19 protein-coding genes and 1 pseudogene are annotated in these 22,690 nt (G+C 66.4%); 4 read left to right on the top strand and 16 right to left on the bottom strand.

Annotated elements, in window-relative coordinates; all coding sequences use genetic code 11:
• Nucleotides 1–4 precede the first annotated feature (4 nt).
• The 5 genes and pseudogenes from VJT49_RS00995 to VJT49_RS00975 form a co-directional block, all read right to left on the bottom strand.
• The gene (locus tag VJT49_RS00995; protein ID WP_324162153.1) at nt 5–1,615 is read right to left on the bottom strand and encodes a multicopper oxidase family protein; all 1,611 of its coding nucleotides are present in this window, start codon (nt 1,613–1,615) and stop codon (nt 5–7) included.
• A 207-nt stretch (nt 1,616–1,822) separates the two neighbouring features.
• The gene (locus VJT49_RS00990; protein WP_324162151.1) at nt 1,823–2,158 is read right to left on the bottom strand and encodes a hypothetical protein; all 336 of its coding nucleotides are present in this window, start codon (nt 2,156–2,158) and stop codon (nt 1,823–1,825) included.
• A 647-nt stretch (nt 2,159–2,805) separates the two neighbouring features.
• Nucleotides 2,806–3,660 (bottom strand): class I SAM-dependent methyltransferase, encoded by an 855-nt coding sequence (locus tag VJT49_RS00985; RefSeq protein WP_324162149.1) that lies wholly within the window; start codon nt 3,658–3,660, stop codon nt 2,806–2,808.
• Between the two features lie 283 nt (nt 3,661–3,943).
• Nucleotides 3,944–4,123 (bottom strand): annotated as a pseudogene (locus VJT49_RS00980) (DUF305 domain-containing protein); the annotation flags it as partial.
• 424 nt (nt 4,124–4,547) lie between these two features.
• Nucleotides 4,548–4,727, bottom strand: a complete 180-nt coding sequence (locus VJT49_RS00975; RefSeq protein WP_324162147.1) for a metal-sensitive transcriptional regulator — start codon at nt 4,725–4,727, stop codon at nt 4,548–4,550.
• 333 nt (nt 4,728–5,060) lie between these two features.
• Between VJT49_RS00975 and VJT49_RS00970 the strand changes: the two genes are divergently transcribed.
• Nucleotides 5,061–7,457, top strand: a complete 2,397-nt coding sequence (locus tag VJT49_RS00970; protein ID WP_324162145.1) for a heavy metal translocating P-type ATPase — start codon at nt 5,061–5,063, stop codon at nt 7,455–7,457.
• Between the two features lie 26 nt (nt 7,458–7,483).
• On the opposite strand, the gene VJT49_RS00965 is transcribed toward VJT49_RS00970, so the two are convergent.
• From VJT49_RS00965 to VJT49_RS00945, 6 genes are all read right to left on the bottom strand, one after another.
• Nucleotides 7,484–7,657 carry a multicopper oxidase domain-containing protein gene (locus VJT49_RS00965; RefSeq protein ID WP_324162143.1) on the bottom strand — a complete coding sequence of 58 codons (174 nt, stop codon included), beginning with the start codon at nt 7,655–7,657 and terminating at the stop codon, nt 7,484–7,486.
• Between the two features lie 27 nt (nt 7,658–7,684).
• Complete coding sequence (locus tag VJT49_RS00960; protein ID WP_324162173.1) at nt 7,685–8,257, bottom strand: site-specific integrase; 573 nt, start codon at nt 8,255–8,257, stop codon at nt 7,685–7,687.
• Nucleotides 8,229–8,933 carry a hypothetical protein gene (locus VJT49_RS00955; RefSeq protein ID WP_324162141.1) on the bottom strand — a complete coding sequence of 235 codons (705 nt, stop codon included), beginning with the start codon at nt 8,931–8,933 and terminating at the stop codon, nt 8,229–8,231. Before VJT49_RS00955 ends, VJT49_RS00960 begins: the two co-directional genes overlap by 29 nt.
• Nucleotides 8,934–9,340: 407 nt before the next feature.
• Entirely contained in the window at nt 9,341–9,781 is a 441-nt protein-coding gene (locus VJT49_RS34990; protein WP_414635769.1) for a DUF6188 family protein, read from the bottom strand.
• Between the two features lie 213 nt (nt 9,782–9,994).
• Nucleotides 9,995–10,372, bottom strand: a complete 378-nt coding sequence (locus VJT49_RS00950) for a DUF6188 family protein (protein ID WP_324162171.1) — start codon at nt 10,370–10,372, stop codon at nt 9,995–9,997.
• A gap of 6 nt (nt 10,373–10,378) precedes the next feature.
• On the bottom strand, nt 10,379–10,873 hold the full coding sequence (locus VJT49_RS00945) for a WXG100 family type VII secretion target (protein ID WP_324162139.1): 495 nt from the start codon (nt 10,871–10,873) through the stop codon (nt 10,379–10,381).
• A 19-nt stretch (nt 10,874–10,892) separates the two neighbouring features.
• On the opposite strand from VJT49_RS00945, the gene VJT49_RS00940 reads away from it, so the two are divergent.
• The 3 genes from VJT49_RS00940 (at nt 10,893) to VJT49_RS00930 (ending at nt 11,871) form a co-directional block, all read left to right on the top strand.
• Nucleotides 10,893–11,036 (top strand): hypothetical protein, encoded by a 144-nt coding sequence (locus tag VJT49_RS00940; protein ID WP_324162137.1) that lies wholly within the window; start codon nt 10,893–10,895, stop codon nt 11,034–11,036.
• 295 nt (nt 11,037–11,331) lie between these two features.
• Entirely contained in the window at nt 11,332–11,481 is a 150-nt protein-coding gene (locus VJT49_RS00935) for a hypothetical protein (RefSeq protein ID WP_324162136.1), read from the top strand.
• 81 nt (nt 11,482–11,562) lie between these two features.
• Nucleotides 11,563–11,871, top strand: coding sequence for a hypothetical protein (locus tag VJT49_RS00930; protein WP_324162134.1), 309 nt, complete (start codon nt 11,563–11,565; stop codon nt 11,869–11,871).
• A 146-nt stretch (nt 11,872–12,017) separates the two neighbouring features.
• On the opposite strand, the gene VJT49_RS00925 is transcribed toward VJT49_RS00930, so the two are convergent.
• The 5 genes from VJT49_RS00925 to pglX form a co-directional block, all read right to left on the bottom strand.
• Nucleotides 12,018–14,126, bottom strand: coding sequence for a DEAD/DEAH box helicase (locus VJT49_RS00925; RefSeq protein ID WP_324162132.1), 2,109 nt, complete (start codon nt 14,124–14,126; stop codon nt 12,018–12,020).
• Nucleotides 14,119–15,414 carry a BREX system ATP-binding protein BrxD gene (gene brxD / locus VJT49_RS00920; RefSeq protein ID WP_324162131.1) on the bottom strand — a complete coding sequence of 432 codons (1,296 nt, stop codon included), beginning with the start codon at nt 15,412–15,414 and terminating at the stop codon, nt 14,119–14,121. The genes VJT49_RS00925 and brxD overlap by 8 nt, the downstream gene beginning before the upstream one ends.
• Nucleotides 15,411–18,113 (bottom strand): BREX-2 system phosphatase PglZ, encoded by a 2,703-nt coding sequence (gene pglZ / locus VJT49_RS00915; protein ID WP_324162129.1) that lies wholly within the window; start codon nt 18,111–18,113, stop codon nt 15,411–15,413. The genes brxD and pglZ overlap by 4 nt, the downstream gene beginning before the upstream one ends.
• Nucleotides 18,110–21,802: a DUF6079 family protein gene (locus tag VJT49_RS00910; RefSeq protein WP_324162127.1), complete on the bottom strand. Its 3,693-nt coding sequence runs from the start codon at nt 21,800–21,802 to the stop codon at nt 18,110–18,112. Before VJT49_RS00910 ends, pglZ begins: the two co-directional genes overlap by 4 nt.
• The coding region (gene pglX, locus VJT49_RS00905) for a BREX-2 system adenine-specific DNA-methyltransferase PglX (RefSeq protein WP_324162125.1) at nt 21,803–22,690 on the bottom strand (888 nt) is incomplete at its 5' end.

Genomic DNA, 22,690 nt, shown 5'->3' with positions numbered 1-22,690 from the left:
GCGCCTATTCCACATAGGACACCACGGTCATCATCCCGGCCTCACCGTGATAGGCATTGTGACAGTGCGACAGCCACTGGCCGGGGTTGTTCGCGTCGAAGTCGACTTCCAGCGTCGTGCGCGGCCGCACGATCGCGGTGTCCTTACGCGGACCCGTGCCGTTCTGGCCTCGCACCTGGAAGGTGTGACCGTGCAGGTGCATCGGGTGGTACATGTCCGTGTTGTTCACGAACCGCAGCCGTACCCTTTGCCCCTGCCGGATCGGCAGGCCGTCGTTGGGGTTGTAGGCCTTGCCGTTGATCGTCCAGTCATACTTGCCGCCGGGTCCGGCCAGCACCAGATCGTGCGTGACATCGGGCGGCGTGTCCGCCAGCGCGACCGCCGGCGCAGCGGTGAAGCCGGCGACAGTAGTTACCTTGGCCATTTTCAACTGCTCGACCGCCCTGTCGTTCGCCGTGCCGACACGGCTCGCGCCGGAATGTACGAGCACCTGGGCGTAGGCGTTCTTGCCCTCGGCCACCGCGAGCACCGGTACTCCCTTATCGGGCACGGTGATCACGGCGTCGATCCGTTCCCCCATCCCGAGCAGCACGGCGTCGGCCTGGTTGGGGGCGACTGCCGGAAAGCCGTCCGTGTGGGTGATGTCCATGGGGACACCGGGAACGCCGACCCGGAAGGCGGTGTCGGCGGCCGCGTTGATCAGTCGTAATCGGATCCGCTGCCCGGCCTTGCTCGCGAAGGTCTGCGGCGCGGTACCGACCCGGCCGTTGGCCAGCATGTAGGGGTAGGTGACGTCCCCGGCGTCACCGCCGAGCAGGTCGGATTTGGCCATGCTCATGCCGGACATACCCGAGCTCGTCGGCGTGCTGCCCATACCCGGCATGTCCATGCCCGGCATCCCTGACATACCGGGCATCGCCGAGGACGTCGAGCCGCCCATGACCATGCCATTGGCCTTCAGGTTGTCCAGCACGGCGTCGGGCGTGGTGCCGGTGCCGTCGATCCAGTCGTCGAGCACGATCACCAGTTCGGTGTCATAGCCGGCGCCGTCGCTAGGGTCCTCCACGATAAGCGGGGCGTACAGGCCGCGGTCGAGCTGGACGCCGACATGGGGATGGAAGAAGAAGGTGCCTGCTTCGGGCACGGTGAACTCGTAAGTGAAATCGCTGCCCGCCGCGATGGCGGACTGGGTGACATCCGGGACCCCGTCCATGTCGTTGCGCAAAGCTAGACCATGCCAATGGATCGTCGTCGGCTCTGCGAGCCGGTTGCTCAGCTTGGCCCGCAGCACATCACCCCGCTTGAGCCGGATCTCCTTGCCCGGCAGTTCGCCGTTGAACGCCCAGGTGCTCACCTGGACTCCACCGAGATCCACCTCGGCGAGCCTCGCGTCGAGGGCGGCATCCGTAGTGGCAGCGTTGACGGCGCACCGGGCCTGCTCCGCCTGGGCCACCAGCGGCGACGTCGGCCGAATCTTGGTGCCCGAGCCGACGCTGCTCCCGGACGAACAGGCGGCCAGGCCGAGCGCCGCGGTCGTGCTCGCGCCCAGAGCGAGGAATCCGCGACGGTTCATCCGGCGGCCCAATGCCAGCGGCAGGCGTTCGGCAGGTGTCATGACTCCCTCGGGGCGGTAGTGGCTCATCTACGAACATCAATAGTATATGGCGGCTCGTGTGAAGCCTGTCGAAGAACAGGACCACGAGCACGGTGGTGTGATTGTCCGGTACTGTCCGTGCGTCTCGCGAACAGACGACGGTGTGCTTGCGGTTTTACCGGACGTTCCGGGTCGTGTGGTCGATCTCGGTGCCGTCGAGGGCGCGGATCACCCGGGTGTCCGACGGGGTGAAACGGGGCTGCCCTGCTTGCCCTGCGCCGGTTTGCACGCTCCGCCCGCTGGTTTGTGCGACCGTGAGCGGGTGGACATAGTCGTGCCGGGTTCGGGAACCAATTCGACGTTGACATGTTTCGTGCCCCGGGACCACACGATGATCGGCGAAGGCGTCCAGGTGGTCTGAATCGCCACCCCGGTCGCGCGGTTGTCGGTGTACTTCAGGTCGATCACGCTACTGCCGTCCGGGTTCTGGAACGCGGTCGTCTCGTGGGCCGCCGGGTAGTGGCTGATATAGGAACTGTGTTCTTTGTGTCCTGCATCCGTCATTCCCGAGAAATACGCGGCGTTGTAGCGCGTGGTAGCGAATTGTGACCCGCCGACTTCGCGCGTCAGCTATGGGCTTCGGCTGGATGGCGTTCGCTGGCAGCTGGGTAAGATCCCCGTGAGACCAGGCGGTCAGCAGTGCCATCTTCGTCCCCGTCGGGTCGAGCGTCTGGCTGCTTGTGGTTGCACGGGTACCGGGGTGGTCCCGGTGACGCGGATGTCGCCTTCTACCGCGGGGCGATCCACGTTGGCGCGCAACGTATCGACCGTGGTGCCGAGCGCGCTGTCGTCGCCACACGCGACCAGGTCGACTTCGCGACTGGTCAACAGCGAGACGAGCCGTGACCATTGATTGGCCGACTGCGGCCCGCCCCTGCGTCAAGCTGACCTCGACGTCCACGCTGGTCCCCGCCGACGTGGGAACGAACTGCGTCTCGCGGTCGCCGGACAACCCGCACCGCCGTGATGCTGGCCCGAGGTGCCGTCGTTCTCTATATTGGCGGCCGTCGGTGCAGCATTGTCCATTGAGGGAACCAGGTATCTCGCCGGTTTCCCCACTGTCCCTGTGCCCCTCTGCCGGATGGCGGGGTTCTGCACGCCAAACTACTATCACACTTAGTTGACAGTCTGGGTCACGCCCGGTCCAGTCGCTATTTGGTTCGTCGAGCGGCTATGAGGTAACCGGTGCCCAGCCATCGGCATACTCCCCGGCTCACCGTCGTTTCGGGATGACTTCGCCACCGACTGGTCCATCGCCGGATCAGTTTGTCAAAGGGAGGCACCAGGGGCGTCAGGTCGTAGTACACCAGGTCCTCGCGCTCCAGCCCGGTGTCGTGCATCAGCCGGCCCATCCGGGTCGCAGTCCGCGCGCGGATGCCGGATTTCGGCGCCCCGTGCCGACGCGCGACCGGCACGCCGAGCAGACCCTCCAGACGCCCCAGCAGGCGCAGGGCAGGCCAGTAGGCGAACCATTCGAAGACGCGATAAGGGCTCATCGGATTGAGCATTGTCACGACGACCAGCCCGCCGGGACGGACAACCCGTGCAATTTCGTGCAGCGCGCAACCAACGTCCGCGTACTCCAGCACCCCGGTGGCCAGGACTACGTCGAAGCTTCGGTCCTGGAATGGCATCTCTTCGATACGTGCCACCGACAGCCGAACATCTCCAGATTCTCCGGCACGTTGGGCAACGGTCTCGATCATGGCCGGCGACCGGTCGCATGCCGTGATCCGGAAGTTCCCCGGACGAGTGTCGAGCAGGCGGCCTACCAGCACGCCGGGGCCGCAGCCGACGTCGAGAAGGTCGCCACCGGGGCACCTTCGAAGCGACTCGTCGACGACGTACAGTCGCGAGCGGAAATACCGAGCCTGCGGTCCCCTGCCGTTGTGCAGGGCGGCATACCCAGACGCCGCAGCAGCGTCCGCGTACTGGGACACGACCCAACTGTCACGCGACGGGCGTCCAGTTCGGTCGACCGGGCGTTTCGCGCTGGTCAATGCCATCCATGCCTCCGTGGTGTTGCCGGGCCGCCTGGCAACGCACCGAGCCGGGCGAACACTACGTCTCTTAAGACTATTTTGCGTAGTAGGTTGTTACAGGGCGCCGCCCAGAATTCCGGCAAGGGCTACGGATGCCCATGGCCTTCCTCTGATGTTGTGCCGAGAACTGATGAGTGGTGCACCCCTTGGGTGCGCCGTTCGGTGTGGCGGGAGTGCTTCTTTCCCCATTGCACTCGCCATGTCCACGGCATCTGCCGTGACGTGGGTTCCGCACCGCGGACTCCGGTCAGCCCTTGTTCAGCAGTCCCCGCATCTCGATGATCTCGGCCTGCTGCGCGTCGACGATTTTCCGCGCGAGCGTCCTGGTGTCGGGGTTGCCGCCCTGGGTCAGTTCAGTGTTGGCCATGTCGTTGGCGCCCTGGTGGTGCTGGGTCATTCCCTGCAGGAACAGCGTGTCGGGCTTGGTGCCCTTGGCTTGTCCGGGGGCGGCCGGCCGACGCCGAGCGCGTTCCCACCGCCACCGGGCTGGCGACCTTTGACGGGCAGGCCAGCGGCACCCTGGCCAACGGGCACCACTTCACCACGGTCTGCGCAGCCTGGTGGATCTGTTGCTGAACCAGAAACCGTCGACGGCGCCGCCTACGGCCTGCTGGGACGAAACGTGCTCCCGAACGGCCGGGCGCGGCAACCGTCGCGTCCCGGCCCGCCGCCACCGGGCACCGCCATCCACCACAGCGACCACGCCGAGACACAGGACCGCGGCCGGCTTGCCGACACGGAGCGCCTGACCGTCTACGACCTGTCCGCCTGTCACACAGCGGTCCCCGAACCACCTGCGTGCCTCACGCGCCCAGACGGAGGTGAGCTGGCGCGGTCGGTGCCTATTCCTGCTATGGGTCGGCATCGGGCGCGATTCGATGTTCCGTGGGACGTGCGCCGGTCTGTGGAGACGGGGCGGCAATCTGGATCAGCTCGTCTTCGCACGAGCGGTCTTCGGTGAGCATCCGCTCAATCCCCAGAATCTGCCCGGCCGCGCGCCGTAGCCGCTGGCGCGGGAACTTGGTCGTCACCGGCGGGCGGTGCCGCTGTGTGGGCTCCATCGTCGGATGTGCGGATCAGCGGCGGGTGGTGGGGTCGTCGTGCCCGCCGGCGGTCAGTATCGCGGCCAGTTGCTTGTGTCGTCGAGTCATCATCGCCTCCTTGTGTGTCTGCCAGGCTGGTGCCGAAGGAGGCGCCCGGACAGTTGTACTAAGCCACTTCGCATGAGGGCGAAAGTCCCTTGGGGTGGCGGGTGATTCGCCGGCAGCCTCGCCGTTGACGGCATGGCGACCGGTGTGGGAGGGGATCGGATGACCAGAGCGCACCGAATTGTCGGCGTCCCGGGTGAACTGGAGGATATTTCGATGACAGAGCAGCCGAAGAAGCGCAGCACGGCGGTGCTCGACGTGCGGGGAATGCGCTGGGCGTCGGAACAGAACCGGATCACGGCGGTGCTCGGTCGGCGTCCCGGTGTCCTACAAGTGGAGGGCAACCCGGTGGCGCAGACCGCAACCGTGGTCTTCGATCCCCGCGTGACCTCCGTGGCTCAGTTGCGTGACTGGGTGCGCGAGTGCGGGTTCCACTGCGCCGGGCGGTCTGTGCCGCACCACGTGTGCGACCCCATGGCCGAGCCGGATCCGCCTGCCGCCGCCCACGCCGCCACGGACGAACTGCGTTCCCCGCACGAGGCGATGGGGCACGGCGGGCATGCGGGCATGTCGATGGCGGCGATGGTGGCCGATATGCGCAACCGGTTCCTGGTCGCGTTGCTGTTCTCCATCCCGATCGTCATCTGGTCCCCGATCGGTCACGACGTGCTCGGCCTGGACGTGGGCGTGCCTTTTGGGCTGCGGCAGGATGTGTGGGGGTTGCTGTTGAGCCTGCCGGTGATCTTCTATTCGTGCTGGATCTTCTTCGACGGTGCCGTGCGGGCGTTGCGGGCCCGCACGCTGGACATGATGGTGCTGGTCGCCGTCGCGGTGGGCTCCGGTTGGCTGTACTCGGTGGTGGTCACGGCCACCGGCGGTGGCGATGTGTTCTACGAGGCCGCGACCGTGCTCGCCTCTTTCGTGCTGCTCGGGCACTGGTTCGAGATGCGCGCCCGCGGCGGCGCCAATGACGCCATTCGTACCCTGCTCGACCTGGCCCCACCCAAAGCACTCGTGTTCCGCGACGGGGAGCCGGTCGAGGTGCCGACCGCCGAGGTGGCCGTCGGCGACCTGATGCTGGTGCGGCCCGGCGCGAAGATCGCCGTCGACGGCGTGGTGGAGGAGGGGGAGAGCGAGGTCGACGAGTCGATGGTGACCGGGGAGAGCCTGACAGTGCACAAGGCTCCCGGCGCCGAGGTGATCGGCGCGACCATCAACAAGGACGGGACGCTGCGGGTGCGGGCCACCAAGGTCGGCGCCGACACCGCGCTGGCCCAGATCGTCAAACTCGTGCAGGAGGCCCAGAACTCCAAGGCGCCCGGTCAGAAGCTTGCCGACCGGGCCGCGTTCTGGCTGGTCTTCGTCGCTCTCATCGGTGGCGGCGCCACACTCGCCACGTGGCTGGCCACCGGTAGTGCGTTCGCCACCGCGATCCTGTTCGCCATCACCGTTGTCGTGATCACCTGCCCGGACGCGCTCGGCCTGGCCACCCCGACCGCGATCATGGTCGGCACCGGGCTGGGCGCCAAGCGGGGCGTGCTGTTCAAGAACGCCATCGCATTGGAAACCTCCGCGCGCATCCAGGTCGTCGTGATGGACAAGACCGGAACCCTCACCAAGGGGGAGCCCGAAGTCACCGACGTCATCACCGAGGGGATCGGCGAGAGCGAGCTGCTGCGGCTGGTCGCTGCGGTGGAACGGGAATCCGAACACCCTCTTGCGGAGGCGATCGTGGCTCACGCTGAGGCGCGCGGTCTGGACTCGGTGAGGGCGGAGCGGTTCGAAAACGTGCCGGGGCATGGCGCGGTGGCCGAGGTCGACGGGCATCGGGTCGCGGTCGGCAACCGGCGTCTCATGGAACGCGAGGGGATCGAGCTGGGCACGCTGTCCGCGCGCCGCGACGAGCTGGCGGCCGGTGGCCGGACCGCGGTGATCGCCGCCGTCGGCGGCCGCGCGTGTGGCCTCGTCGGTCTTGCCGACGCGGCCCGTGACACGTCGGCGGCTGCGGTCGCGGCACTGCATGACCTCGGCGTCGAGGTGGTCATGCTGACCGGCGATAACCAGGCCACCGCCGAGCGGATCGCCGGGCAGCTGGGTATCGACACGGTGATCGCCGAAGTGCTGCCCGGGGACAAGGCCGCCAAGGTCGCGGCGCTGCAGGCCGGTGGCCGGAAGGTCGCGATGGTCGGCGACGGTGTCAACGACGCGCCCGCGCTGGCCCAGGCCGATCTGGGTATCGCGATCGGCGCCGGCACCGACGTCGCCATCGAAACCGCCGACGTGGTGCTTATGCGTTCTGACCCGCTCGATGTGCCCACGGCCCTCCGTGTCGGCCGCGGGACGCTGCGCAAGATGCGGCAGAACCTCGGCTGGGCCATCGGCTACAACACCATCGCGCTTCCGATTGCCGCCGGTGTCTTCGAACCCGCCTTCGGACTCGTGCTGCGTCCCGAGATTGCAGCCCTGTCGATGTCGGGCTCCAGCCTGATCGTCGCGGTCAACGCCCTGGCGCTCAAAGGCCTCCGGTTGCCGACCACGGCACCGGCGGCGCCTGCGGAGGCCCGCGCACCCGTACCTGCGGCTCACGTGCACGGCCAGAACGCACCGCGCTGAAGATCCGCCTCGCCAGCCCCGGCAGGTTACACCTGGTAACCCAGGATGGTGGCCATACCGGCTTCGGCGTGATAGGTGTTGTGGCAGTGGATCATCCATTGGCCGGGGTTGTTCGCAACCAGGTCCGCGGTGAGTGTTCGGCCGGGCAGGACGATCCTCCTTCCCCTCACCGCGTCGCCGATCGTTGCGCCAGTCAACACCTGGTCGCCTGTAGCGTGAGATGTAGCTCATTCGCCGCTGATCTTCCGCAGAACCGCGTCCATGCGGTCAGCGGTCCCGCGACGCACCTCTTCGAAGACCTCGACGTAGATGTCGCTCGTCGTCGCCATGCGCGTGTGCCGGAGCATCGCCTGTACCTCCTTCATCGTGGCGCCGGCCTGGAACGCCAGCGACGCCGCAGCGTGCCGGAGATCGTGCAGGCGCACCTCGACCCCGGCTTGCCGACAGATCTCGTCCCACTCGCGGTTCACGTTGCGCGGCTCCAAGGCCGTGCCGACCGACGTCGTGAAGATCAGGTCAGGGTCGGCCCATATCCGCGCGGCCATCCTGTCGACCGCCTGGACGCGCTTGTGGACCCTCAGCACCTCGACGAGCGCCGCCGGCAGGCCGAGCGTGGCCTTCGCCGCATCCGTCTTCAGGTCCTTCTCGACGAGCTTCCCGCGCCGCTTACCGGTCTCGGGGTTCAGCTCGCCGCGGACCCGGCGTATCTGCTTGCGGAGCTTGGTCGACGCGTCGTCGAGATCAGTGAGCGACCATCGCATGCCGAGCGCCTCACCGCGCCGCGGGCCGAGCGCCAGCATGGTCAACCACAGTGCGGTCGGCGAGCAGCTTGTCTGTTGCGCGGGTGGTTTCTTCCCGTAAGGTCCCCGTGGCCCAGCTGTCGTTGAGGATCTTCGCGCAGCAGAACAGGGCCATCAACTTCCCCGGCCGCGTCTCCAAGTCCGCTCGCCGTTCCCGGTAGACTCGCGGGGCCAACTTTGGGACAGTCAGCGAACTCACCCACAGGTTCGCTGCGTCCAGTCCGCGCGGCGCCATGCCGTGGTCTTCCAAGATCCAGAACTCGGGCCCCGTCAGGTTGGACCAGTTCAAGTCGGCGTGCGCGGGGACCCAGAGGTCAGTGATGGTGCAGTCCACTTGGCCGGGGAACGCCTGATCGACCTCACGCTCGATCAGCGTCCGATTGATCACCTCCGTGTCCGGGGTCGCGATCCGAGTGGTGCACTGGCCGGCCACGGCATCCAGTGAGGCGTTCAGCGCGGCCCACCAGGCGTCCGGCAGGGATACATCGCTGGGCAAGGCACCGCGATGCACGGGGACCGCAGTGACGAGTTCGACTTCGTCCGCACGCCAAACCACACCGTCGGCTCGGTCATGCCACGAGAGCGCGCGGTACCACTCCGGTTTGGCGACATCGTGCAGCAGCGCGGCCGCCTCCATGCCGTTGCCCACCTGCCCCTGGGCGGCGATCTTCGCCAACGGACGGGCTGCGATCCTGACCCACGTTCCCCGGTCACTTCGAGCACCGACCGAACGCCGCTTCCTCACCACGGTCTCCCGATCGAGCGCCAGCCCCAGCCCCCCCGTTCGACGCCAGCCATCAGCTCGTCGATGGGTTCCTTTCGGAGATCCCGGCGTTTGGGGGGAGCCGTCGGGGCAACGGGGCCGATCCGTTCGGGCATGTGATGAACGTATCAGCGAGGCTGGTCAGCGATTGGTGGCCAAGCCACCTGTGAGCGCTAAGCGGCGTCAGGTTGCGCGGATCCGATGGGCATGGCGGTCCTCGATGGCGCCAGTCGCCGCTGAACTCCGCATTGCGGCGCTGCGGCTCAGTCGTGTCAGTGCGCTTTCCCGAAACGGTCGTGGCGCTCTGGCGACTGCCGCACTCATCGTGGCGCTCGCGGCCCTGATCGCCGAGATCGCCGCGTGGCGAGAGCAGACCCAGCAACGACAGCAGGCCGCTGCTGCGCGCCGCGCCGTTGACCTACTGAACGCGGACGTGGCCGCCAACGAGTCCCGCTTCGAGGCCACCGGCCCTGCCCGTGAGATCCCCGGACAGCAATCGGGAGTTGCCACGTCACCTGCTGATCGACGGTCCTCCCAGTTGCCTGGACAACGTCGCCCAGATGTAGGACAGCGCTTTCAGGTTTCCCAACGTTCGTCGGACCCGCTGAGGTGCGGAAATGTTCGCTACTGGTACTTCTTCTTGTCCCAATAGCCAGTTCCCCGCCAGGTATGCAGACGACCAGGTTGCCGTTTGGGCCAGACACGGCCCAGGCATCATAGCTGCTGTCTGATTCGATCCGGAGCCTGGCGCCGGTCACCATGTGGCCGAGTAGTTCACGCGGCCGGTACTTCCGGTACGAATCTCGTCGTCCTCCGATATTTCAAAAGCGACGGTGCACCCAAATTTCTCGGAGGCGACGGGCTGTCCGCGAAAATCGAACTTCATTACTGCTCGTTCCTCCGAGCCGCAAGCGCGGGTGACAACCTTGGGGGCGAGTCTCACCTCATCCTGGAATTCGGCTCGGAAGGCGCGCTCAGGCGTCCGGGTCGGGAGACCATGTCGCCAACCCTCCAGATGGCATGGAAACGACCTTCATGCCCCGGGGGCCGGCAAGATTCCACGCCTCGTACATGCCGTCGGGATCGGAATGGATCACTGCCTCGTTGGAGAAAGTGATCGTCAACGTCCCGGCGTCATCCGCTGCGCACTCGGTGACGTCCACTCCTACCAGTTCGCGCAACGGCTCGAACTTCTCTTCCGGATCATTGTCGGGCGATAATTGAAAGGTCTTCCCCGGAGCGTGCAAGGTGAAGTCCCCCTCCAGCGTGATGAAGTACTTGCCGGAGAATTCGAGGATCACCAAATAGTTGACCTTCGCCGACAGTAGCTTTTGCCCTTTGAAAGCCGAGATCCATCGTTACCATCCTTCAGGAAGCGGGTAGGTACCGTCAGGGTTGCACGGGATATGGCTCTCCGGTTTGGATCCCGGTTTCCCATCGAGCCTGACCGGCTGGCCGCTGCGGCTTGAGTCGGCTGCGGCGAACCACTTGCTCGGCTCGTAGCTGAACTTGTCGTGAAACGCCCGCGCCGCCGGTCCCTGCCAGGCACCGCCGGTGTCGATCGCGCGCAGCCCGTCGGCCGCATCGCCAGCGCGCCCGGCTCGTGTCCGGAGGATGCGGGCGTTCTCCTCGATCGCCTCTGGCTTACCTGGGACCAGGGCTTGAGGGTCTTGAGTTTCGCCGAGTTCAGCCATTGTCGACGGCCCCAGTCCCGGGTCGTTCGGCATGGTGCGGGCGGCGGCTTCGTCGACTGCGCGGTAGGCGTTGGACACCCTGGAGAGTGCGTCGGCGATCTGCCCGGCGTCGTCGGTGAGTACGTCGAGTCCGTCGCTCCAGCGGACGGAGAATTCCATCAGCGTGTCGTGCAGCTGTGTGGCCGTACAGCTCGGTGTCGCCGCACAGGCCGCGGAGTTCGAAGTTGTGCTGGTCCTGCACGCTCTGGTGAATGCCGTTGGCCGCTTCATCGACCTTGTCCACGTCGACCTGGAAGCCTGGCCCGTCCACTACCGTCATTGAGCCCCCTCGGTCACGGTAAGTGCCGAACCATTGTCCTGGTGAATCAGTGACCAGGCAACCACTCTGTGATACCTGTGAGGAATACCTCGCTCCCGACACCTCCGCTACCGTCGCGGCATGCCCAAGACACCCCGGTAGCCGGCACGGCTGTTCTAGACCCGCGGAACGAGCCGCCGGCGAGGTGATCGACCGCGTCGAGCGTTCGCCGCAGACGCGCCTTGACCGAGCCATGGTGGTGTGGAAGTGACGCTCGATCGGGTTGGCGAGTGATCGGGTTACGTGAGTCCGGATCGAAATGCGCAGCATCGAGCGGATCACCGGCCGGGGCTTGAACGGGGTGAAAGCCGCCGCGATCCTGTACGGCATTGCTGAACCGGCCTGGCATCAAAGCGTGGCCTGGCACGATGCCGAGCGGCGTTATGTGGCGCGCAGACGAGACCGATAGCGTTAAGGACCACCGATCAAGCCTGGCGGAATCCTCATCACCGGGCTCTCGGATGCCTGGTGGTCGACGTTGAACGCATCGTTGGACGCGCTCGCAGCGCAACCCACCGTGCGAGTGGCTGGTCTGCGGCCGATTACCCAAGGATTGATTACCTCGACGATTTACCAGGTCTTTCCCGAGATCGACACGACGATCGAGGAATGGACGACCGCGCATGGCGATCTCGGGTGGTCGAACTTCACCGCGCCGGACTGCTGGATTCTGGACTGGGAAGACTGGGGCGTAGCCCCGCGTAGCTACGACGCGGCGGTCCTGCGGGCCGAGTCGGTGGCCGTACCGAGTTTGGCCGATCGAGTGTGCCAGGAACACGAATCAGACCTGACCACCTGATCGGAACTGCCCGCGCAGCCGTTCCAGTGCCCGAAGATCATTGCCGGTGGGCAGAGGGCGGGGGAACGGGTGCAACCAGCAAGTGACCTTGCCGAAACCCTGGTCAAGCAGTTGCAGGCATGACGAGGTTGCAGTCCACCTGTTACCTAGTCGTTGTCACGGAGAGTGATGAATCGCCGAGGTTTGTCCAGCGGCGCAGCCGCTCCACCTTGGTCCATGAGGCGTTCGGCCACGGTGCGTCGCGCAAGATCATCGGGCAACGCGGTGGAGAACTTGAGGCCGGCTACCGCACTTCGATCGACATGTGGGGGGACCAGTTCGCATTGGCGTAGTCTGGAGGAGATTTCTCGGAAGTCGAGATCAGGCAGCATTCGAAGGGACTGGTCGTTGATCCGCTGCCGAGGATCTGCGATGCCCGCCAGAGATGCTTGCAGCGTCCGATTGGCAGCGGTGCCCGCCCACGTCCACCAGCGCAACGTGCTCCCGGACTCCTTGAGGAACAAGGTAGCGTCAGGCGACACGCAATGCTGGAGCTTCTTCCGCGCGTCAGAGAGGGTCGCGTCGGCGCGCTTGGTCAGGGTGACGTCGGATGGTGTCCTGCCTAGCAGGACGGACCGTATTCCCCTGGTGATGTCGAACGAAAGCCCTCCACCGCGGCTGCCCCACTTTGCTCTGCCAGTTTGGTCGGTCGGTTCGACCCAGCAGCGCCGTCGTTGCCAGTCGACGTGCTGGACCCGCCAGGCCTGGCCCGCGAGGAGCAACACCCGTGGTCCGTCTACTTCCTCGACCAGGAGGTCGTCTCCGACTGTGCCGAGTTCCTGACGGCCGTGGAGAACGGTGAATTCCGGCGGCGCACTGAACACTGCGGTCAGGTCGGAGAAGTATCGACGGCCGAACCGGCGTTCGGCTTCCGGGCCGATGAACAGGAAGTCACCGTCGACCTCGAAATACCCTTGGTTGCACAGGAAACGCAGGATCTCGTCGGAATCGTCGAAGAGCGGCAGGTCCCCCCACCACTCTTTCCAGGTGCTCGCGCCGATTCGGTGTTCCTGCAGAGCGAGTGCCATGAGCTGCTGTGCCGCGATGTGGCGTGGGGACGGCGGGGCCGTGATCGGCTCGACCCAGCCCGATGACCATCGTTCGAGCAGTCCGGCTGCATGCAGCAGGCTGTCCTCCGACAGGCACAGGAACAGGCAGTTGCGGCGCGTTCCCGGCCGCCGGCCGGTTCGGCCGAGGCGTTGGAGGAATGCGGCCACTGTCCGGGGCGCGTCAAGCTGGATAACGCGGTCCAGGTCGCCTACGTCGATGCCCAGTTCCAAAGTGGACGTCGCCACGATCACCGTGTCTCGCGACTCGGCGAATGCTTCCTCTGATCGGCGACGTTCTGCGGCGGAGAGCGACGAATGTGAAACGAAGGTGTTCACACCATGCCTGCGCAAGGCTGCCCCCAGCTCTTCTGCGGCACGCCGGCTATCCACAAAGACAAGCCGTTTCTCACCTTGGTGCAAGGACGCGATCACCTTCGCCGCGTTGGCCACACTACCCACGTAGTCCAGCGTGATCTCCGGTTCCGTTGCCGTGTTCTTGGCTGGTGCGACGACCCGCTTAGGTCGATCTGGGTGCGCGCCCTGCAACCAGGTCAACAACTCAGCTGGATTGCCCACCGTGGCTGATAGTCCAATCCTCTGCAACGGACGTCCAACGAGTTTCTCCAGCCGTTCCAGGACAGCGAGCAGATGCCAGCCACGGTCGTCGCCGGCGAAGGCGTGCACCTCGTCCACCACGACGGTCCGGAGTCCCGAAAACAGGATGCGTGGGTTGACCTTCGTCGAGACCAGCATGGCTTCGATCGACTCAGGTGTCGTGAGCAGGATGTCCGGTCGCTCGCGGAGCACACGTGCGCGATCAGCCTGCCCGACATCGCCGTGCCACAACGCGACGGAGCGTCCGAGCCAGGCCGCATACGACGCCACACGGGAGTGCAGGTTGTTAAGCAGTGCACGCAGGGGGCAGACGTACAGGACCGATACGTCCTGCCAGTTCTCTTCCGCCATCCGTGTGAGCACTGGCAGGATCGCCGCTTCGGTCTTCCCACCTGCGGTCGGCGCGAGGAGCAGGCAGTCCTCTCCAGCGAGTACGGGTCCCACGGCAGCTTCTTGCAGTGGACGCAGACCGGGCCAGCGAAGGGTGTTCGCCAGGTGGTACTGCACCACAGGGTGTAATACCTCGAAGGCGTCCACGACCGGGTCAGACATCGAGCTCGATGTCGTCTGGGGTGCGTCGTGCCACGGCTTCTCGTTCCGCTTCAGTCAGGTCGGCAGGCAAGATCTTCATCTCGTAGTCGGCGCGTGGGTCGAAGTCCGGATGGATCTCGATGGTGTCAAGCACATCGACGAGCTTGCGCAGGAACAGCCGGGGGGCGATGCCGATCCGCCCCCCCAGCCCACTGGCGACCGATCCCGCGAACTCCTGCAGGAACTGGTCGTCGGCAACGCGCAGCACTCGGTCGGCGTCGTCGATGTGACTCACGAAGAGGTCGCGCACACGTCCACCCAGCTCGACCAGCTTGTCGAGGTCGAACCCGGTCAGCCTCAGCTGCGGTGCGCGCGGGTTGTCGAACCGCGGGTCTCGGGAAAAGTCGGTGCGCAGCCGGTCGGCTAGCGGTGGGAGCAGTTGGACGCCCTGCCTGCCCTCGAAAAAGGCCGGCGTGCCGGTGATGAGCAGGTAGAGGCCAGGGAAGCTGCCGTCGTGAACCTCGTCCATGAGCTGGCGCAGTGCGTTGAGCGCTCTGGCGCGAGAGTCGCTGCGGATGCGTTGCAACGTCTCCACCTCATCGAGCACCAGCACCAGCCCGGGATGTCCCGCGTCGCGCAGGATCGCGAGTAGGCCCTTCAAGAAGCCCATCGCGAGAAAATGGTCCAGGTCACCCTTGATGCCCGCCTGCCGCTTCATGTTCGCGGCGACGTGCGGCTGGCCGCCGAGCCAAGCCACCAGCCCGTCTGCCAAGTCGTTGTCGCCGGTGGCCACGGACCGCCGATACGCGCGGATCGCCAGGGGGAAGACCGGAGCCTGGGTCGCGACGTCGGCCAGGCGCTTCTCGAGCAGGGCGTCGACGGCCTCGTCCCTCACCTCTCCATCCGGGCCTGCGGCGTCGTCCTCGACCGTGAACAGCCACGAGTCGAGGATGGGCCGAAGGGCACTCGGGGGCATGGTGTCGGTACGCAGCGACTCGATGGCGCGCCGGTAGACCGTCTCCAGCCGGTGCAGCGGGGTGTCGATCTCGTTGATCTGCACCTCGGCACTGGCGAACCCGCGCTTCTGCGCGCGGTCACACAACCAGCGCGCGAAGAACGTCTTGCCAGCGCCATACTCACCGCGCACAGCCTTGAACGCCGCGCCACCGGCCGCTACCGCGTCAAGCTCAGCATCAAGCTCTCGCTCGAACTTGCCAAGCCCGACCGCGAGCTGGTCGAGTCCGTTCGCAGGGACAGTTCCGCGGCGCAGCGCGTCGAGTACCTCACGGCGTCGACGCGCGGAAATCACGACGTCGAACCCTTCAACCCGAACTGCTCACGCAACATGACTTCATCCAACACCACCTGCCCGGACTCCGCCTCGTACCTCAGTACCACGTAGCCCTCGACGTCCAGCACCCGCTTGACGGTCGAGATTGCGCCATGTAACCGGGCGGTCGCGACACCGAGCGCGCCAGCAGCTTCCTCAGCAGGCATGCGGCGGCCGGATGCGCCCAGCAAGGCGGCCAACAGGGCGCGCACCTGGTCGTCGGTGATGGTCAGCCGTCCCGCGATGGACTTCTGTCGCTGGAAGATCTTGGACGACGTGACGCGCTTGGCGAGGCTCAGCGCGTCGCTGACCGCTGGCGCGGGAGCGGCCGGCTCAGGGAGGTCGAACAGCCCCACAGGTGCGATATCCGGACGCGGCGGTGGGGCCGCGCCAGCCGAACGCTTCCACCAAACGGGCTCGACGCCCTCCAACGGGGTGAGCCCCGTGGCGGTTGGCGCATCTCCTGCTTGGAGGACGATCACCGGGACGATCACCTCCGCGGGGGAGGCGCCGCCGTGGTAACCGGCGTTGAGGGGGCCGTAACGAAGGCGCTCGCTGACAGCGAGGATCGCGGCGTGGTCGTCGGTGAGGACGCGGGGGCCGCGGACCAGCACCTCGTCCGGCCCGGCCTCCGGCGTCACCGGTCGGGCGCGGTTTCCGTGGGTCGCGGGGTACTTGCGGTACTCGCCGTCGCGTCGCTCGAGGACGTGTCCGTGGTCCGCCGTGAGGACGACGATACGACCGGACTGCCTTGCTGCCTCCAGCAATGCGCGCAGGTGGGTGATCGTGTCGAGGTTCCAGCGCGCGCCGATGGGGTCGGTGTGGTGCAGCGTGTCGTCCACGATGTTGAGGACTGCGGCCACGAGGGGATGGTTCTTCGTGTCGGCGACCGCGTTCTGCACCGACGGGGCGAGAGCCAGGCCCGCGCGGACGGTGTCGAGGTCCTTCTGGTGGAACAGAGGGACAACACCTTCACCGCCCAGCCCGCAGCGTTTGAGCAGCTGGGCGAAGCCGACGCGTTCGGCACTGGCGGTGCCACGGTTCAGCTCACCGGAGAGCAATGAGCAACGGCTGCACCCAGTCAGTGTCGGCAGCGCGGCGAGCGCACCAGTGCGCCGACTTTGACCGGGCAGCGCGTACTCGACCCAGCCATCTGTAGATACGACTAGTTCGGTGGCGACTCCCACGCTCAACGCATCGACCACGAGGAGCAGCACTGGCTGCTCATTAGCGAGCGGGACGACGTGTTCGGGAAGCAGCTGTTCGACACAGGGCTCCGGGGGTTGCTCGACGCTGGCGAGCTCCGCAGCGAAGGCGAGGTCGTGCGCGTCGCGTCGCTGCTGGACCAGGTCGAGGACCTTGGCGAGGGTCTCGGCGACGGCCGGTACAGCGGAGCCCCGCGCGACGTCGTTGACAGCCGAGTCGACCCAGGCGTCGGCATCGATGTGGCGATGCATGAGTTCGCCCAATGACGAGGCTGCGTGGACATCGTTGGCGAGCCAGCGCAGCAGCCGCAGCGTCGCTTCGAGCGCCTCTACCGTCCGGTCGCCGGTAGCCAGGTGATGCTCCCGGATGCGGTCCCACCCAGCTTCGACCGCTCCGAGGTCTTCGTCGACGAGCGGCCGGTCGAGGTCCCCGGTGACTGCCGCAGGCAGCACACGGTCGACTTCCCTTGCGAGGGTGGTGACTCTGACTGTCAGCCCGCCGGGCAGGATCTCCGACCGCGCGGCAAGGTGCACCAGTTCGAGTTCGCGCAGTCGCGTGGCCGCCGTGGCGGCAACACGCCGGGCGAACTCACGGTCGAGCAACCGGGTGACGAGGTCCGCGGCGTCCGCATGCCACGCCGCGAGTATGTCCTTCGACAACTGCCCGAACCCGTACTTGCCCTGGAACACCCCCGCCGCGCGCACGGTCTCGCTGTCGTCGTCGGTCAGCAAACCGGCGATGAGGCCGAGCGGCACCAGGTCGGCGACATGGCCCGCTCGCAGAAGGGTCCGTACAGGGCGTTCGATCAGGCCGCAACGCCGGGAAATCCAGTCGGTGAGCACGTCAGCCAGGGCGTCGCCTGCCATATCGCGGAGATCGGCGAGACGTGCGGTGGCCTCGGGGTGCGCACTCCACTCAAGCACGGACCGTGCGTCGACCTCCACTCCACGATCCACCATTTTCAGACGGCTGCGCACGACCGCGTGGAACGCATGTGATTCTGTGAGCACACCTCCGGGGGCCGGCGGCCACCCGTCGTCCGGCATGGCGCCCAGCAGGCCCAGGGCGACGGCACGATTGCTCGGTCGGGTGTAGAGGGCCGGGTCGAGCCGGACGGCCGCGAAGCGCTGGGAGATCGCCTGCCAAGGGTCCGGCGTCCGCAGCCGCTGGTAGATGAAATGACTGAGCACACCCATGCCGAGGTCATCGTCGTGGCGCGGCGTCAGGATGATGAGCCACCCATCCGTTTGACGCTGCCGCAGGGCTTCCCACACCGCGAGCGTCGACTCGCATGGTGCTACCACAACCGTCCTGCCGTTGTGGGTGAACTTCTCTGGCCCGTCCCAGGATGGCCTGGCGCGGATGCCGAGCACCCCCGCTTGATAGTCCTTCCTGCTCGCCTCGTCCAGGAAGAAGCGCACTACCGGCTCAGTGGCCGTGAGCACGCCGTTTCCATTGGCCGGATGGCTCACTCGACCCACCATTTCACGTGGACGCGCTTGCCGTTGTGCTTCTTGAGGAATACCTGCAGTTCCTGCTCCACTGTCTTCAGGTCACTCTCGGAGTGCAAGACGATCTGGTCGGTCAGTTCCGGTGGTGGCGGTGGTGGCGGAGGGGGAGGAGGCGGGGGATTAACCAGCCACCTGAACGTTTCGTCTTCCGCGGTACTGAGTACCTTGGCGAGTGACTGGACAATTTCGTTGTCCGTCACGCCCTTATGGAGGCGGCGCACGATGTCACGCGCCTGCCGTGCCCGCTCGTCCCCTCCGGTCTCAGCATTTCGTACGGGATCCAGCCTCTGCCAGTCCTGGTTGGACAGAGCGCGGAACATGCTCTCCGCATTGGCGAGGGATCGTCCAACTGTTTGCTCGTTCGAGGAGAACCTCGCCTCGGAAACCGCGTTGATGACGTCGACCGGACCGGGGATCTGGCCAAGTACGCTTACGAACCGCGCGGCCTCCTCGCCTGTGGTGAGGCGGTCTCGCTCACGTTGGGTCAGCCCCAATCGGGTGTAGACACTGCGGAGTTCGTCGACCACAGATGCGGCGGCAGGGGCGACGGCTTTCGCCTTCTCGCGCACCTTCTCGGCGAACTCGGCTACGTTGGCACCAGTGAGGTAGTTGTTTTTGGCTGGGACGCCCAGCAGGTGACCCGCCCGCTCGACAGCCTTTTTCCAGTTGTCGGGTGTAGGCAAGGGCTCGGGGCGCAGCTCCAGGTGGTTCTTGAGCTTGCCGAGCGGCGGCGTGGGGATGGCGAGGCCCGACTCGTACCAGGCTCGCTTGCTGTGCAGGGCCCACGCGCTGATCATGAGGTCGCATACCTCGGGCCGGAGGCCCCAGTCTTCCTTGACCGCCCCGCGCAGCGCGCCGACCGTGACGGGTGCGTGCGGGTCGCCACCTTCGCGGACCACGGCTCGGTCGAACTCCCCGCTCCAATAGGCGAAGGTGTCGTCGCCGAACAGGAAGTGGGTCTCGGTTGGTTTGCCGACGCGCAGCGGACCGCAAATCCGGCGCAGAGTCTGGCGGTCGGCCGGCTCCACCGGAACCCGCCCATCAGGATGAGTGGTGGCCTTTTCGACGTAGTCGCGGACAACCGTCAGCTGCCGCCCGGTGACCTCGGTGTCACCAGGCTCGAATTCAGGATGGGCTGGATAAGTGGCTCGGAACGCCTGGTCGATCAGGTTGTCGAAGGCCCGGCCCAGGTCGGCACCCACCGGTTGGGCGGGGCTGAAGTCCCGGGACAGGGTCATCAGCACGTCATGCGAGGAACCGGTGTCAAGCGCCCCGGGTTCCGGCGCGGCCGCACCGTAGGTCTGCTGCATGACGCGCGTGATGCGTTCCTTCAGGCCCGCGTACTGGCTTTCCAGGATGCCCCGAGCCTGCGCGCGGTCGGTCTCCGACAGGTGGTCGGCGTTGTTCTGCCAGCGTTCACCAGGACCGGTAAACAGCCAGTGCAGCTTCACCAGCCGCACCAGCTCGCGCTGCACCTCGTCGGAGAAGAAATGCGGCAGCCAGACGACGGTGTGGTAATGCTGCCCGCCGGCCAGCATTCGCTCGACGCGTTGGATGTCCTCCGCGACAGAGTGCTTCTCCTCGTCGAAGGGGTAGTCAATGACGAACCGCCAGGTGCCCGGCCGGTGCTTGAAGTGCTCGTCGGAGAGGTAGGTGGTGTCTCGGACGTTGCCGAATACCACGTCGACCTCCCGGCGGGATCCCTTCCAGATCACCGTCTTGGTGACGGCACCGGCGAGGTCGGTGGCGCCCGAGTCGATGCGGATGGCGTCGTGCACGAGTTCCTTGATCAGTTGACGCCGACGGCCGGGGTTGTCCTCACCACGGATCCGATCCACGATCGACTCGTAGTTCACGTTGGACAGCTGCACCCGGATGACCGGGTCGGTCGCGTCCGAGGAGGTCTGGATCTCCGGGACGTCCCGCTTCCACGTGTTGATCGCGGCCATCACCATGCGCGCTTCGGCGCCGGGCAGCGGCGACTTGATCGATCCGTGGTTCAGTGACGCCAGACGTGAGGCGGTGAGCTCCTTCAACGCAGGCACTCCGGGAGCCACGGCGGACAGCAGCAGCGTCTTGGCCAGCCGCTCGTGGTTGCGGAAGCCCTGCGGCACGGAGGCGGGATCGTTCGCGAGCTGTTCCTCGGTCACGCGGTGTTCACGCAACAGCACCGGCCTGATCTTGTCCTCGTAGAGGTTGGTGGCGGCACGGAACAGGTTCGCGGCGTGGGTGTCGAGGGCCTGCTGGCCGTTGACCACGTAGTCGAAGCAGTCGCCCACCGGGATCACGTCGTCCACGGTCAGTACGTCGCGGCGGTCGACCAGCATCTGCTGCATGACCTTCAGCGCGGTGCGCTCGCGCTGCATCACGCTGGCGAGCGCCCGCAGGGTGGAGACCAGGGCAGGTGAGAACGGATAGGTCTTGCGGAACTCCGCTTCGGACGCGCCACGATGGTCGTCACTGGTGTTGACGCCGTCGAGCAGCACGTCCCACACCGCCGGACGGCGGTCGAGGGCACTGAACGCGTCGGACAGGACGAGCTTGGCTTGGTCGTCGATGGGCTCCAGCAACCGCTTGTGCGCGACCTCGGCGAGGTTGTCGTCGCCCAGATCGATGGTGCTGAATCGGCCCTCCTGGTGACGGAACGCCCGATCGAGGGCTTCCTGCTCCGCCCCGGAGGCACCGGCGTCGGCGAACCATTTGCGCAGGTCCATCTGTCGAGAGATGAACGAGATGATCGGGATGGGCCGAGCGCCGCCCGCGGACTCCACCAGCTTGGTGATCTTCTGCGTCTCGCGGCGGAAGAACTCCGCGTCGCGGACGCCGAAGGCCAGCCACAGCACCAGCTCATCGAGGAATAACACGACGCCGTGGTAACCAAGTTCCTTGGCGTGCCGGGAGATTGCCAGCAACCCCGTGTCAATGTCCACATAGGATGCAAATCGGGTGTAGGAGGTGAAGTACTTCTCAGTCAGCGCGCTGATCAGCTGCTGCCGCTGGGGGCTGTCGGGGCTGGCGGCACGGGCGGCGGCGTAGGACTCGGCGTTCCACGTGCCTGCGCCGAGCAGACCGGACCAGGCATCGGCCGCGCCGTCGTCGCCGCCGTTCAGGCCGCGGAAGAACTCCTCGTCGCCGACCTGGACACGCCGGTTCTCCGCGTCGACCAGCAGCTGGTCGCTGGTGTGCACGGCGGGCAGCGGTGCGCCGGGGTGATGCTCGCGGACGTGGTCGACGTAGCCGCGGAAGATCGCTTCCTCGAGCGTGTTGGCGCCGAGCAGGTGGTACGACAGCCGCAGCAGCTTCCGGTTCGCCAGTGCAGGGTCGTGTTGCGCGATCACCGGTTGGAGCTCGGGGATGCCCCGTGCGGCGGGTTCATGGCCGAGCAGCGCGTGCAGCACCGCCATGAAGTGGCTCTTACCGGAACCGAACGAGCCGGACAGGAACGCACCCCGGCTCTTGTTGTTACGCAGCGCGTCGACGATCAGCCCGAGTGCGGCATCGAAGTTACCGGCCAGCGACTGCGTGACGACATAGTCGTCGATCGTCTGCTTGATGTGCGCGGCGTCGGTACTCTCGGTGAGCCGCAGCACGTAGTCTTCTGTGCCGGCGCGCTCCGGTATGCGGATGACGTCGCGGAGCAGCGTGCTCATCTATGCGTCCCCTCGCTTCGTCGTGCTGCGGCGCCGACCTCGACCGGTAGCAGCCGGGAGCCAGGCGGCAAGCTCCTCAAGGGTTTTACCGGCCCGCTGCGCACGGGAGGCCAACTCCTCGTCGATGATCGCGGACAGGGTTACACCGTAGGTGGGGTCGACCTCGCTGTGCCACTGCCGGACCCACGGCTGCAGCTCGGCCAGCCCCGCGATGAGTGGCACCATACGCTCGTCGGTCCAGCCCTCGGCCTCGCGTTCGTTCATGATGGCGGCGAGGGCGAGTGCCTGCTGGGCGTGGTCCCAGCCCGCCCAGCCGAGCAGCGGCGTCGGGTCGGTCTCCCGGTTGGCGTCCGGATAGAGGATGAACCGCTCCTTGGGCACGTCGAGTTTGCCGCGGTGCTCCCAGTAGGCGGGTTTGGCGAAGTCGGCCGGCTTGTACTTCGGCGGCACCGGAATCGGTTTCTTGGGCAGTTTGGTCTTGGGGTCGAGCGGCAGTTCGCCCGCGTCCTCTTTGCGCTGGAGCTCCCAGGTGTGCTCCCACGCCTTGCGCTTCTCCAGCCCGGACGGCTTGTACCGATAGGCCGCGAGGAACGGCACGGCCTGATCGGCGAGCAGCTCCTGCAGGGCGGTGGCCGTGGCGACATCGGGCCGCCCAGACCACAGTTCGAGGACGTTGCGGAAGTTGTCGTCGCGGGCGATCTCGTCGGCGAGCTGCACGACGCTGCGCGGACGGGGACGACCTTCGCGGTCGAACCACAGCGCGCGGTCTTCGAGGCGGTCGAGGAGCCAGTCCTTGAGCGCGGCCTGGACCCGCTTCTCCCAAGGCTGGATCGCCCAGCGGCGCTTGTACTCGGGCTTCTCCAGCAGCCGGATGTTCTTGTTGCTGGC

The sequence above is a fragment of the Amycolatopsis sp. genome (assembly GCF_035276945.1).
In the GTDB taxonomy this organism is placed as follows: Bacteria; Actinomycetota; Actinomycetes; order Mycobacteriales; family Pseudonocardiaceae; genus Amycolatopsis_E.
This window is presented reverse-complemented; position numbering and strand designations above follow the sequence as displayed.

Coding starts and splice junctions, on each gene's coding strand:
- VJT49_RS00910 (WP_324162127.1), bottom strand. CDS start 21,802: ATGAGCACGCTGCTCCGCGACGTCATCCGCATACCGGAGCGCGCCGGC.
- VJT49_RS00970 (WP_324162145.1), top strand. CDS start 5,061: ATGACAGAGCAGCCGAAGAAGCGCAGCACGGCGGTGCTCGACGTGCGG.
- VJT49_RS34990 (WP_414635769.1), bottom strand. CDS start 9,781: ATGGTGACCGGCGCCAGGCTCCGGATCGAATCAGACAGCAGCTATGAT.
- VJT49_RS00960 (WP_324162173.1), bottom strand. CDS start 8,257: ATGCTGGCGCTCGGCCCGCGGCGCGGTGAGGCGCTCGGCATGCGATGG.
- VJT49_RS00990 (WP_324162151.1), bottom strand. CDS start 2,158: ATGACGGATGCAGGACACAAAGAACACAGTTCCTATATCAGCCACTAC.
- VJT49_RS00985 (WP_324162149.1), bottom strand. CDS start 3,660: ATGGCATTGACCAGCGCGAAACGCCCGGTCGACCGAACTGGACGCCCG.
- VJT49_RS00925 (WP_324162132.1), bottom strand. CDS start 14,126: ATGTCTGACCCGGTCGTGGACGCCTTCGAGGTATTACACCCTGTGGTG.
- VJT49_RS00995 (WP_324162153.1), bottom strand. CDS start 1,615: ATGACACCTGCCGAACGCCTGCCGCTGGCATTGGGCCGCCGGATGAAC.
- VJT49_RS00945 (WP_324162139.1), bottom strand. CDS start 10,873: ATGGAATTCTCCGTCCGCTGGAGCGACGGACTCGACGTACTCACCGAC.
- VJT49_RS00935 (WP_324162136.1), top strand. CDS start 11,332: ATGCGCAGCATCGAGCGGATCACCGGCCGGGGCTTGAACGGGGTGAAA.